The sequence below is a fragment of the Roseovarius atlanticus genome, from assembly GCF_019802205.1.
Classification (GTDB): Bacteria; Pseudomonadota; Alphaproteobacteria; order Rhodobacterales; family Rhodobacteraceae; genus Roseovarius; species Roseovarius atlanticus_A.
The window spans coordinates 308,358-320,993 of the sequence record NZ_JAHVHQ010000002.1 but is presented as its reverse complement, the minus strand read 5'-3'; the positions used below and the strand labels follow the sequence as shown (position 1 = coordinate 320,993).

General features: G+C 63.3%; 11 protein-coding genes and 1 other RNA gene. 9 read left to right on the top strand and 3 right to left on the bottom strand.

Translation table 11 applies throughout. From position 1 onward, the window contains the following. The first annotated feature begins 15 nt into the window (after nucleotides 1-15). From KUV49_RS01645 to KUV49_RS01615, 7 genes are all read left to right on the top strand, one after another. Entirely contained in the window at nucleotides 16-1,182 is a 1,167-nt protein-coding gene (locus KUV49_RS01645) for an ABC transporter substrate-binding protein (RefSeq protein ID WP_222451322.1), read from the top strand. Nucleotides 1,183-1,242: 60 nt separating this feature from the next. Further along, nucleotides 1,243-2,112, top strand: a complete 870-nt coding sequence (locus KUV49_RS01640; RefSeq protein WP_152491073.1) for a branched-chain amino acid ABC transporter permease — start codon at nucleotides 1,243-1,245, stop codon at nucleotides 2,110-2,112. Between the two features lie 4 nt (nucleotides 2,113-2,116). After that, nucleotides 2,117-3,085, top strand: coding sequence for a branched-chain amino acid ABC transporter permease (locus tag KUV49_RS01635; RefSeq protein ID WP_152491074.1), 969 nt, complete (start codon nucleotides 2,117-2,119; stop codon nucleotides 3,083-3,085). Between the two features lie 4 nt (nucleotides 3,086-3,089). Further along, nucleotides 3,090-3,854 carry an ABC transporter ATP-binding protein gene (locus tag KUV49_RS01630; RefSeq protein WP_152491075.1) on the top strand — a complete coding sequence of 255 codons (765 nt, stop codon included), beginning with the start codon at nucleotides 3,090-3,092 and terminating at the stop codon, nucleotides 3,852-3,854. Nucleotides 3,855-3,861: 7 nt separating this feature from the next. Continuing rightward, complete coding sequence (locus KUV49_RS01625) at nucleotides 3,862-4,560, top strand: ABC transporter ATP-binding protein (RefSeq protein ID WP_222452045.1); 699 nt, start codon at nucleotides 3,862-3,864, stop codon at nucleotides 4,558-4,560. A 13-nt stretch (nucleotides 4,561-4,573) separates the two neighbouring features. After that, on the top strand, nucleotides 4,574-5,548 hold the full coding sequence (locus tag KUV49_RS01620) for a dipeptidase (protein ID WP_222451321.1): 975 nt from the start codon (nucleotides 4,574-4,576) through the stop codon (nucleotides 5,546-5,548). A 513-nt stretch (nucleotides 5,549-6,061) separates the two neighbouring features. Beyond that, on the top strand, nucleotides 6,062-7,840 hold the full coding sequence (locus KUV49_RS01615; RefSeq protein WP_222451320.1) for a histidine kinase N-terminal 7TM domain-containing protein: 1,779 nt from the start codon (nucleotides 6,062-6,064) through the stop codon (nucleotides 7,838-7,840). A gap of 258 nt (nucleotides 7,841-8,098) precedes the next feature. On the opposite strand, the gene ffs is transcribed toward KUV49_RS01615, so the two are convergent. Further along, nucleotides 8,099-8,197, bottom strand: an RNA gene (gene ffs, locus KUV49_RS01610) — signal recognition particle sRNA small type. A 9-nt stretch (nucleotides 8,198-8,206) separates the two neighbouring features. Beyond that, on the bottom strand, nucleotides 8,207-10,192 hold the full coding sequence (locus tag KUV49_RS01605) for a bifunctional 2',3'-cyclic-nucleotide 2'-phosphodiesterase/3'-nucleotidase (RefSeq protein WP_222451319.1): 1,986 nt from the start codon (nucleotides 10,190-10,192) through the stop codon (nucleotides 8,207-8,209). Between the two features lie 220 nt (nucleotides 10,193-10,412). On the opposite strand from KUV49_RS01605, the gene nudC reads away from it, so the two are divergent. Both nudC and KUV49_RS01595 read left to right on the top strand, forming a co-directional pair. After that, nucleotides 10,413-11,369, top strand: coding sequence for an NAD(+) diphosphatase (gene nudC / locus KUV49_RS01600; RefSeq protein ID WP_222451318.1), 957 nt, complete (start codon nucleotides 10,413-10,415; stop codon nucleotides 11,367-11,369). 78 nt (nucleotides 11,370-11,447) lie between these two features. Further along, entirely contained in the window at nucleotides 11,448-11,915 is a 468-nt protein-coding gene (locus tag KUV49_RS01595; protein ID WP_222451317.1) for an SRPBCC family protein, read from the top strand. Nucleotides 11,916-11,990: 75 nt separating this feature from the next. Here KUV49_RS01595 and KUV49_RS01590 read toward each other — a convergent pair whose 3' ends face one another. Further along, nucleotides 11,991-12,593: a hypothetical protein gene (locus tag KUV49_RS01590; RefSeq protein ID WP_222451316.1), complete on the bottom strand. Its 603-nt coding sequence runs from the start codon at nucleotides 12,591-12,593 to the stop codon at nucleotides 11,991-11,993. Between the last annotated feature and the right edge of the window lie 43 nt (nucleotides 12,594-12,636).

Genomic DNA, 12,636 nt, shown 5'->3' with positions numbered 1-12,636 from the left:
ACTGGAGAATACGAAATGAAGAACAGCCTGAAATTGATTGCCGCCCTCGTCATGGCCGGCCTGCCTGCCACGGCGCAGGATGTGCCCGGAGTCACCGACGACAGCATTTCCATCGGCGTCATGGGGCCATTTTCCGGCAACGCGTCTTCCTACAGCAAGGCGCTGGTCGGGATGATGGCCTACTACGACAAGGTCAACGCGGAAGGCGGCGTGCACGGTCGCAAGCTGGTCGCGATACCCGAAGATACCGCGTGCGACCCCAGCAAGGGACTCGCCGCGGCCAAGAAGCTCATTCACCAGGACGAGGTCTTCATGCTGCACGGCAATTCCTGCTCCGGCGTGGCGGTTGCAATCCGCCCGGTCGTCGAAGAGGCGGGGCTGCCCTGGTTGGTCGCCCATGCCGTGAGCGACTCCATCTCGGAGCCCCTGGCAAGGAATATCTTTCACGGCGTGCCGACCGGCTCCGCGAACGGACGCGCCATGGCGCAATTCGTGCTGTCCAAGCCCGACACGGAACGCGTCGCGATCATCGAGCACTCGAACGACTGGGCGCACAGCTATTCCAACCCGGCCAGGGAGTATCTGTCCGAGAATGGTGTCGAGCCGGTCGCCGAGCTTACGATGGAGCGCGGACAAACGGATGCGACCGCGCAAATCCTCAAGCTGCGCGAAGCGAAGCCGGACTTCATCATCGCCGCGATCTACGAAGCCGAAACGGCGATTTTCCTGCGCGACCTCAAGAAATACGGGCTGGGCGATATCCCCGTCATGGGCACGGCCGGCACCGACCTTGAGAACACGCTGAAGCGCGTGGGCGATTTCGACACGGTCAAGAACTACTTCGTGATCCATTCCTATGTCGACAATCTCGACGGGCCGAAGCTTCAGCCGGTGCGTGACATCCTGGCCGAATACGCTCCGGATGAAGAGCTTTCGACCTTCAGCTTCGTCTCGATCGGCTCGGCCAAGGCTCTCGTCGCCGCGCTCGAGGCCGCGGGACCCGATCTCACGCGCGAGAAACTGATCGACGCGATGGAAGGCATCGAGAACTTCGAGACGGGTGTGCTGTCCGCGCCGATCACATGGAGCGAGACGGACCACCAGGGCGTGAAGGGGTCGGCCGTTGCCGGGTTCGTGGATGGCGAGCCCACCGTGTTGAGCGCCTGGAACACGCCCTATTGACCCATCCAGGCAAAGGCTGAGGGTCACTGACCCTCAGCGTCTCTTCAGGGAGTTTTGGAAATGTTGATGCAACTCACGATCAGTGGGATCTCTCAGGGTGCGATCTATGCATTGATCGCCCTGTCCCTCACGATCGTTTACCGTTCGACCACGATCGTCAACTTCGGTCACGGCGATTTCGTGATGGCGGGTGCCTTTATCAGCTACGTGCTGGTGGTCCTGCTTGGCGTCGCCTTCGTGCCCGCAGCCATGCTGGCGGTCGTCGCGATGTTCCTTCTGGGGCTCGCGTTCAGCCGGGGGCTTATCCGGCCGATCCGGGGCGGCCCGCATATCGGTTTCGCGTTGATGTGCATCTCGGCGGGCTACGTGTTTCGGGGGATTGCCCGCATCGTCTGGGGCCGGGAGGTCCTGCCGATGCCGCGCGTCTTCGACATCGATCCGATCTTTCTGGGCGACCTGATCATCACGGGCGACGCGATATTCATCCTGTCGACCACGGCAATCATGCTGGTGGTGTTCTTCAGTGTGCTTGCCCTTACGGATATCGGCAAGATGGTCCAGGCGGTCTATCAGTCCGCACGCGGCGCGCAGCTGATCGGCATCAATGTCGACCGTTTCAACGACTTCACCTGGGGCATCGGCGCAGCGCTTGGCGCGATCGGCGGTATCCTGATCGCGCCGATCTCGCTCCTGCATCCCGACCTGGGCGCCAGTTTCCTGATCAAGGGCTTCGCGGCGATGACCCTGGGCGGCTTCGGCTCGCTCTACGGGGCGGTCCTGGGCGCCCTGCTTCTGGGCCTGAGCGAGCAATATGCCGGGGCCTATATCGACTCCGCCCTGATCGATATCACCGCCTACCTCGTGATCGTGATCGTTCTCTTTGTCCGGCCGCAGGGTCTCTTCGGGCGCAAAGCCGTAGTGAAGGTGTGATGCCATGATGCCGACAGCTTCCCAACTTCGTTTTCGCACCGTCCTGTTCTGGGCGTTTCCGCTGCTGCTCTTGCTGTTGCCGCTGGTCGCGAACGCCTACGTGCAGTTCATCGCCAACAGCATCGTCATCTTCGCACTCGTCGCGCTGGGCTTCAATTTCGTGATCGGCAATCTCGGCCAGCTGGCCTTTGCCAACACCGCGCTTTTCGGCCTGGGCGCCTATGGCTCCGCGATCCTCGTCAACGCCTTCGGCCTGCCATGGATCCTGACCATCCCGCTGGCCGGCGTGGCGGGCGCGGCGGGGGGCTTTCTCGCCTCGGCGGCGGCATTGCGTGGTATTCGCCTCTATTACCTGGCGATCATCACGCTGGCCTTCGGAGAACTGATGCGCTGGCTCTATGTCCACGGCAAATCGGTCACCGGCGGGACGGATGGCATGGGCCTCCCGGCGCAGTCGATCTTCGGGATATCGCTGACCGGGGATCATGCCAAGTTCTACATCTTCCTCGCTGTCGCGGTTCTGCTGTTCAAGGCGACGCTGAATTTGTTGCGTTCCCGCATCGGGCGATCGGTCATGGCCGTCCGGGAAAACGAGGTCGCCACCGCGTCGCTGGGTATTCCGACCGCGAAGATCATCGTGTTCGCCTTCATCTGGTCGGGCTTCGTCGTGGGCTGCGCCGGCGCGCTCTTTGCCCTGCACACAAGCTACGTCTTCCCCGAGAGCTTCGGGATGCTTCACCTGATCGTCAGCTTCGCGATGGTCCTGGTGGGGGGGCTCGGCTCTGTGATCGGCGCGGTGCTGGGTGCGGCCACGCTGACCATCCTGCCCGAATACCTGCGCAGTTTTCCCGGCATGGAAGAGCTGTTCTTCGGCTTGATCGTGATCGGTGTGCTTCTGGCGCTGCCCGAGGGGCTGGCAAGCCTCCTGCGCAAGCTGTCGCCGATATTTGTCGAACGCTACTACAGGGAATGAACCGATGACGCAGCTTCTCGAAGTCGAGTCTCTCGATGTCCAGTTCGCCGGCCTGCACGCCTTGCGCGATGTATCGCTCGGCCTCGAGGCGGGACAGATCACGGCCGTGATCGGCCCGAACGGCGCCGGCAAGACGACGCTCTTCAATGCCATTTCAGGCTATGTCCGGCCCAGCGGCGGAAGCGTGCGCCTCAGGGGGCACGACGTTGCCCGGCTCTCGCCGCACAGCATCGCCGAACACGGGATCCGGCGGACCTTTCAGAACGGGGGGCTGTTTCCCGCACTGACGGTTCTCGAGAACGTTCTGACGGGTCTTCACGCCCAGACCCACGGCTCTTTCCTTGACGTGATCTTGGGGCGCAGACGTGCCCTGGCGTCGGAACGCGAGATGATCGCCAAGTCGCGTGAGCTTTTGTCGCTCATGCAGATGGATCATATGGCAGACACCAGGGCGGCGGATCTCTCCGGCGGGCAGCAACGTATCGTCGAGATCGTCCGCACCGTGGCCTCCGAGCCGCCGGTTCTTTTGCTCGATGAACCAGCGGTCGGCCTGTCGCCGTTGGCGCGGGACCAGATGATGGACATCATCAATCGTATGGCCGGCGAAAAGGGTGTTGGCATTCTTTTGATCGAGCATGCGGTCGAGCTGGTGATGGCCGGGGCCGACCGGATCATGGTGATGGCGGCAGGCCAGCGCATCGCCGAAGGAACCCCCGCAGAAATCCGCGAAGACCGCGCCGTGCTGGAGGCTTATCTTGGACATGCCTGAGACATTGATGAAAATACGCGACCTTCACGTCGCATACGGCAAGAAACCGATCCTGCGTGGCGCCAGCTACGACATCCTCAAAGGCGAATGCCTGACGCTTCTGGGCGCAAACGGATCGGGCAAATCCACATCCCTGAACGCGATCTGTGGCTTTGTGCGCCCCGGTTCGGGATCCGTCATGCTTGGCGACACCGAGCTTGCCCGGCTTGCGCCGCACCAGGTTTTTGCCCACGGCGTGGCACAGGTCAGCCAGGCCCGCGATCTGTTTCCGGACCTGTCGGTTGAGGACAATCTGCGTCTGGGCGCCATGCGCCGGGGCGGCAAGGAGTCCGCCGCGACCCTTGACAGCGTCTACAGCCGCTTCCCGCGCTTGGCCGAACGCCGCAAGCAGGCCACGCGGACATTGTCGGGCGGGGAACAGCAGATGGTCGCCATTGGCCGGGCGCTCATGTCGCGACCGCGTCTGCTGCTGCTCGATGAACCCTCCGGGGGTCTGTCACCCGAGTTCTGCGAAGAGATCGCTGTCCTGATGGACGGGCTGAAGGCCGAGGGCGTCACCCTGCTGATGGTGGAACAGAACCTCAAGCTCGCCTTCCGCGCGGCGGACCGCTTCATCGTCCTGCGCGACGGGGTCGTCGTGGACGGTGGCGACGTCAAGGCGATGGAGCACGACCACGACGCGATCATCAAGAACATCTACCTCTGAGAATGGAAAGAACATGACCAAGAACAACCTCCACGAAGATCTCATCGTCTTTGACGGGCTGATAATTTCGAATTGGGGCAGCGAAGTCTTCGGGCAGATGCGCAAGGGTGGTCTTACAGCCGCCAACTGCACCTGTTCGGTGTGGGAGAATTTCCGCGACACCATGCTCAATATCGGGGCGTGGAACCGGATGCTTTCCGAACATGAGGACCAGATCACGAAGGCGACTTCGGTCGAGGATATTCGCCGCGCCAAGAAAGACGGGAAGACGGCAATCGTCCTCGGGTTTCAGAATACGACCGCGTTCGAGGACCGGGTGGAGTTCGTCGAGCTGTTCAAGCAGCAGGGCGTGGGCATCGTCCAGATGACCTATAACACGCAGAATCTGGTCGGTAGCGGCTGCTATGAAAGCACCGATAGCGGTCTATCGGATTTCGGCCACGACATCGTCGCCGAAATGAACCGGGTCGGCATGCTGTGCGACCTTTCCCATGTCGGCCCCAAAACGTCTGAAGACGTGATCCGCGCCTCTCGACGTCCCGTCGCCTACAGCCATTGTCTGCCGCATGGTCTGAAGGCGCACCCTCGCAACAAGACCGATGAGCAGCTTCGCCTTATCGCGGATAATGACGGGTTCGTCGGCGTCACCATGTTTCCGCCTTTCCTGCCGCGCGGAAACGACTCGACGGTAGACGACTATGTCAGCGCGATCGACTACGTCGTGAACCTGGTTGGCGAGGACCGGGTCGGCTTCGGCACCGATTTTACAGTCGGATACGGCAAGCCATTTTTCGAGTATCTCAACCGTGACAAGGGCACGGGGCGGCAACTGACCGAGATCTGGGATGTCGAATTCCCCGATGGGCTCGAAAGTATCGCTGATTTCCCCAACCTGACCTCCGCAATGGAGCGCGCCAAATGGTCCGAGTCCAAGATTCGCAAGGTCATGGGCGAGAACTGGCTTTCGGTGCTCGACCGGGTCTGGTGATATCGGTTCCCCTTGGGGCAGCCAACCTTGCGGCTGCCCTTTATTGTTTCGCGGTCATCGCCAAGGCAGGTTGCGAACCCAATTAGGTTTGCATGCGTGCGAAAGCGGAATTCGGCGCTGCATCCATTATATGGTGCACGTTAACATTCTGCGAGATGTCGACGCTTGTAGCGATCATCAATACGATTTTGGGTAATAGACAGTGCTCTTTGGTTCGATGCACCTGCCGAACCCGAACCCGGCTGGTGTCATTGGGTTTACCATTGGGAGCACAGGGCCCAAGGGGCGCTTAATCATCTCCAAAAGCCGTGTGGACACCACTTGTGCGCTTAAATGCGATTGTCCGGGCGCCACATCCCTTGCATTTTTCCGCAAAGGCTTGAAAAAGTCATAGCGTGGCCAGCGGCATTTTTGACCCACTCCACCGGGGTTGAAGCAAAAGGTCACCATGACGCCGTATTCTAAGCAAATTCGAGTGTCTTTGTAACTCGATATTTTGCAATTGGGGTATCCATGACCTGCTTTGAAAGAGCATTTTCCAGCCCGGTCTTCCTGGTGGCCGTGGCGGTGATCGCACTTGCTGCCTTCACCATGATCTGGACCCTGAAATCGCAGGATTTCAACGGAAAGCGCTTCTACGCGCTCACCTTCATCGGTGTCATGTGGGCGCTTTTTTGCGTTGGTCTCGAGGCTGCGTCAGCGACGTATGCCTGCAATATGCAATGGGCGACGCTCGCGTGGCTGGGGCACGGATTGGTGACGACCGCGTGGTGTTACTTTGTCTTCAATTACGTCGGAAGTGCCGATTGGGTCCGCACGCGGGGCGCAACCGCGCTTATGCTTGGCGTTACGCTGGGAATTTTTGCCGTGGTCGCCACAAATCCGTGGCACCAGCTCGTCTATACCGGGGACACGATGCTTCCGGTCGGCAGCGAGCAGATCGAATACGTTCACGGGCCGGGCTTTTTTACGATCATCGCCTTGCTCTACACCTTCGTCATGGCCACCTTCGTTTGCCTGATAAGGGGGTTTGTCCGCGCACAACGCAGCGCCTGGCCCCTGCTGAGCATGCTGACCGCCATCACCTTGTCGCCGCTGGTGGTGAACGCCGCCTATATCGGCCTGGACTTCACCTTCTTCAGTCTCGATCCCACCGCCTTCATGTTCACGCTGGGCGTTCTGGCGTTTTCCTGGATGCTGGTGGGGAGCAAAACCATGGACATGGCCGCGATCGGCAAGTCGGTCCTTTTCGACACGAGCAGCGAACCTGTCGTCCTGATCGACCGGAAGCGAAACATTGTTCTGACGAATGCCGCGGCCCGCAAGCGCGGGCTGGGCAATGGCAACACCCAAGTGCTGCGCGACCTTTTCGCGGGGCATGATAACCTGACCAAGGCCGCCGATGGCTCTCATCTGCAGATTGGCTGCCGCGCTTACGAACCCCGGATACAGAAGGTCCGTAACCCCCTGAACCCATGCGCCGAAATCCTGGGATGGAGCGTGACCCTTGTCGACGTCACCGACCGCATGGCGATAAATGCCTCGTTGCAGGAGGCCCTGAGGGCCGCCGATGCCGCCAACCGCGCCAAGGACGAGTTCGTCTCCGTGGTCAGCCACGAGATGCGCACGCCGCTGACGTCTCTGAAAGGCGGCCTTGCGCTCGCCCTTAGCGGTCATATCGGCGAGATGAGCGACCAGATGCGCGCGCTGCTGGAAATTTCCCACCGCAACGGTATTCGCCTCTCGCGCCTGATCGACCAGATTCTCCTGGCGCAGAAGATGGATATCGGAGCGCTTCAGCTTGACGAAGAGGCTGTCGATCTCGACAGGCTGCTCGCGGACAGCATCGAGGAAAACCGCATCTTCGCCTCGGAGCGCAAGATAACGCTCGTGAAGAAGTCCACCGTTTCGCACGCGTTGGTCCAGGGCGATGCCTTCGCCATTCGCCAGATCATCGACAACCTTCTGTCCAACGCCATCAAGTTCTCGCCCGAGAACGGCACCGTGGAAGGCGCGGTGCACATGACCAATGGCAAGCTGCGCCTGTCGATCAAGGATACCGGCCACGGCATCCCCGAGGGGATGGAAGACCGCGTTTTCGGGCGCTTCGGACAGGTTGCCAACCAGAGCCAGCATTCGACGCAAGGCTCGGGCCTGGGCTTGCACATTTCCAAGCGGCTGGCCTGTCAGATGCACGGCGACCTGACCTATGACAGCACCCTGGGCGTCGGCACGAATTTTCATCTGGAGTTTGCCGCGATGGAACAGAATGAAGACCGACTGGCCGGCTAAAGTGTTTCGCGATAAACCTGAAGCACAGCTTATCGCGAAATGCAGCACATCGGGAAATCGTTGCACGCGTTTCGCCTTTCGCCGATGGCTCAGGTAAAAGGCGAAACGCTTTAGGGCAGAGAACGGGTGGCTGTTTCTCAAGCGAAAAATGCCGGGGCCGGCGGACGGTTGGGGCGCAGGGCTGGTCCGGGCGGGCCTTTCGGGGATGCGGCGCATCCCCTGTCGGCCGTCGTAAACCGGACTGAGTCCGGTTTGCTTGGGTGAGAGGCTGGACAACGACCCAAGCGGGGCTCGTTACGGCTGCTTCCTTCCGGACCTGACCGGGTTGGCGAGGCGCCTGCCCGCGCCAACCTCTCAACGGGGTATCTAGGATGTCGCGGCGGGATTCGCAAGGTGTGCAAGGGCAGTCATCGGAAGAGCGAGCTGCACGAAGCCCTGTCCGCAGAGCCCGAGATCCCGCGCCGAGAGGGCCGCGATCTCTTCGGGGTGGGCCCGGATGCCCGGCCCGGTCGCGAGGAGCACGGTCGCATCGCGGGGACCGTCGAGCCACCAGCCGTAGGCGGGTGCCGCCGGGTCCCGCACGCCGGTGTCACGCAAGCGGTCGACAAGGTAGTCGCGCACCTTGCGCCGGGTCTCGTGGATGATGCGATCCGTGCCGGCCTTGGGGAAGGGGCCGCCGCCGAAGGCCCGGAAATTGTTCGTGGCCATGGCGAAGACGGCATCGGCGGCGACGGGGGTGCCGTGGTGGCGCAGGTCGCGGATGCGCGTGGCCTCGGGGTTCAGCAGCCGGCCCATCGGGTCATAGCGCGGCGGCTGCGACAGGTCTATCCGGTAGGTCAGTTCCGACACGGTATCCAGGCTGTGGCCGGCAAAGGCGGGGTTCCAGAGCGGTTGCGGGCTGGCGCCGAGGCCGGGGTGAACCTGCTGGAAACAGGACGCGGCGCGTTCGAGCCAGTCCGCGACCTCGGCCCCGGTCAGCCGCAGTCCGACCAGCGTGTTGGGAAACGGATAGAGCTCCGCCGCGTGGCCCAGTGTCAGCGGCCCGGGCGGAATGTCGATGAAATGGTCGGGGCCGCCATGCCCGCCGGTCTTGAAGCAGGCCGAGGTTGCCAGCACCGGCAGATGCGCGTGGGGCGTGTCGGCCAGGGCGGCCCGAAGCGCCGCGGCCTTGGCGTCGAGCACGGGGCGGAGCGTGTCGCCGGGACGCAGGACCGACAGGTAGCTGTGCAGCGGCCGCGCCGTGTGCCCGAGCGGGCGTGCGGCGTGGGTCAGCGCGGCCCGGTGGGCGGCCCGCACGCGATCCACGAGCCCGGACTCGGGCGGCACGGGGGCGGCGTGAAAACCGGGCCGGACGGGGCGCGCGCGGCTGTGTGCCGCCCCGACATGCCAGCGGCCGCCGTCTCGCGCCACAAGGCAGAGGTCGATCACGCCCAGATGCGAGCCGCGAAAGCCCGCCATGACTGCCGGCACGCCGGCAAAGGTGCCCGCGCGATGATCGACGCCGGGCGTCGCCGTCGCCGTCTCGGCGGAGGGGTCGGGGAAGACCTGATGGCTGTGCCCGCACAGAAGCGCGTCGATGCCGGGCACGGTGGCAAGCGCGAGGGCGGCGTGCTCCTGGTCGGCCTGCGCCTCTTCGGGGCGGCGCACGGCGGGGCCGATGCCGGAATGCACCAGTGCCACCACGATGTCGGCCCCCGCCGCGCGCAGTCGGGGCACTTCGGAGATCGCCGTCTCGACGATGCCGTGGGTGACGAGCCGGCCCTGCAGGTGGACGTGGTCCCAAGTGGTGACCTGGGGCGGCAGAAGGCCCAGAACCCCGATCCGCAGCGCGTGCGTTCGACCGGCGGAGTCGCGGATCTCGCGCTGCAGCAGCACCGAGGGCGGGCGCAGCGGCGCCGCGTCCGGGTCCGGGTCCGACAGCCGGGCATTGGCGCACAGCACCGGAAAGCGCGCGTCCTTCAGCGTGCGCGTCAGCCAGTCGAGTCCGAAATTGAACTCGTGATTGCCAAGCGCGGCGGCGTCGTAGCCCATGTGGTTCATCGCGTCGATGACCGGGTGCGGGCCGGTCCAGCCGCTGTCCGGGGCGGCCACGATATCGCTGAGCACCGAGCCTTGCAGGAAGTCGCCATTGTCGAACAGCAGGGAGTTGTGCGCCTCGGTCCGGGCGCGGGCGACCAGCGTCGCGGTGCGGGCGAGGCCATAGCCGGGCGTGTCGGTGTCGCGGGTGTAGTCGTAGGGCATGAGGTGGCCATGCACGTCTGTCGTTTCGAGCAGGCGGAGCCAGACATGCGGGTGGTTCGGGTCCCCTGCCGACGCTGAGGTCTCGTGCGGCCAGATCAGGTCGGAGGGCATTGCGAAACCTATCTCTTTATACTTGTCAAAACCTTCAAAGCACCAGATTGGCACAATGAGGTGGCGTCGGGCAATCGCCTTTTGGTTGATGTCACTTATTTAGGATCGCCTTCAGATTGGGCTCCCCTCAAAGTGCCCGGCAAGATCGTGGCTGCCCGTGAACGGCGTCGCTTGCCGTTCGCGGGGGGCTGTGGCAGGTCTGCGGCCGAAGGAGACAGGGATGCGCCATGCTGAAACAGTGACCTTCGGCGGGTCGGCTCTGGACCGGGCCGCCGAGTTGCGGGACAAGCCCGACGAGATTGCCGCGGCCGCGCGCGACGTGGTGCTGCTGTGGCGCGGCAAGCCGCTGGTCGAGGGGCCGGGGCTGGACCGGCTGGTGAGGCTGCCGGTGGATCACCCGGTGCTGTCGCTGGCCGATCCCGAGGCCGTGTTGCTGGGTCGGCAGGAAGACGGGCGGCTGATCGAGGCGCGGGAACTGGTCGACTGGGAGCCCGAGGACGTGGACCCCGACCAGATGAACAGTTTCGTGGACGTCAGTGAGCAGCGCCATCCGCTGATGCGCGAGACGGAGGTCTTTGCCGAACTGCGGCGGGTGATGACCCGGCTGAGCCCGCGTGACGCGGAACTGGCGGCCACGGCCAAGGGCGTGCTGCACTGGCATGTCAGTCACCGTTTCTGTGCCCGGTGCGGCGCGCAAAGCGCACCGGCGCAGGCGGGGTGGCAGCGGGTGTGCCCGTCTTGCGGCGCGCATCATTTTCCACGCACCGATCCGGTGGTGATCATGCTGATCACCCATGGCAACAGCGTGCTGATGGGCCGCTCGCCGCACTGGCCGGCGGGCATGTATTCCCTGCTGGCGGGCTTTGTCGAGCCGGGGGAGACCATCGAGGCCGCCGTGAGACGCGAAGTCCGGGAAGAGGCGGGCGTGCGCGTGGGCGCTGTCGAGTACCTGGCGAGCCAGCCCTGGGCCTTTCCGGCGTCGCTGATGTTCGGGTGCCGGGGCGTGGCGCTGAGCCGCGAGATCACCATCGACCCGGTCGAGATCGAGGACGCGATGTGGATCAGCCGGGAAGAGATGATGCAGGCCTTCGCCGGATCGCACCCTGTGCTCAGCCCGGCGCGAAAAGGAGCGATTGCTCAATTTTTGCTGCGCAACTGGCTGGCGGATACGCTATAGTCCGGACGAGCCGGAAGACTGAAGTTACCCAGCCGGGCGAGAAAGACCCGGATGCAGAAGACGAGAAGAGGCGCAGAGATGAAATTCGTGGCCCACGAGGATGTAGAAGCCCCGATCGAGTTCGTGTTCGATCAGGTCAGCGATTTTGCCGCGATCGAGCGATCGGTCCTGCGGCGTGGTGCCGAGGTGCAGCGGGTCGACGACCTGGAGGAGACGCGGCCCGGCATGAAATGGGACGCGGCCTTCGACCTGCGCGGAAAACGGCGCGAGATGCAGCTGGAGCTGACCGAGCTGGACCGTCCCAACGGCATGGTGATCGCCTCGCGCTCGCCCAACATGGGCGGGCAGATGGTGCTGGACCTGGTTGCGCTGTCGCGCTCGCGCACCCGGGTCAATGTCGAGATCGACATGACCCCCAGGACGCTGGCGGCCAAGCTGCTGGTCCAGTCGATGAAGCTGGCGAAGGGCAACCTGACGAAGCGGTTCCGCCAGCGTGTCGCGGGATATGCCAAGGACCTTGAGGATCGGTACAAGGACGTAGCCTGAGGGCGGTGGCGGACCGAACGCAAAACGGGCCGCCGAGGTTGGCGACCCGTTGTCCCGTTTCAGGCAGGGGCGATGTTAGCCCAGCTGGTTGTCCTTCTCTTCATCGAAGTTGGGAGCGCCGAAGCCGAGCTGGTTGTCCTTTTCTTCGTTGACGAAGGGCGCGCCGTATTTGCCGGCAACCTCGAAGGTCGAGGCGTCGGCGCCATAGCCGCGCTGGTCATCCTGCTCCTGGTTGACGAAAGGGGCGCCGAAGTTTGCGGCGAGGCCCAGCTGGTTGTCTTTCTCTTCGTCCTGGAAGGGAGCGCCGAAGCCGAAGCCCAGCTGGTTATCCTTGTCTTCGTTCACGAAGGGAGCGCCATACTTGCTGTCGGCAACGAGCTGCACGTCCGATGCCGCGTCGGCGCCGTAGCCGCGCTGGTCATCCTTCTCCTGGTTGACGAAAGGGGCGCCGAAGTTTGCGGCGAGGCCCAGCTGATTGTCTTTCTCTTCGTCCTGGATGGGAGCGCCGAAGCCATAGCCCAGCTGATTGTCCTTCTCTTCATCGAAATACGGAGCGCCGTTGGTCAGGACGCTGCTGTTGAGCGGCGTGCTGTGCTGGCCCAGGACGTTGACGACCTGAAGGGCGGCGGCGGGAGTGGCGAGAGCTGCGATGACTGCGACTGTACTGATGATACGCATGATGTGTTCCTTTCATTGTTTGTGTCTGGGCGGCGCGGTCTGT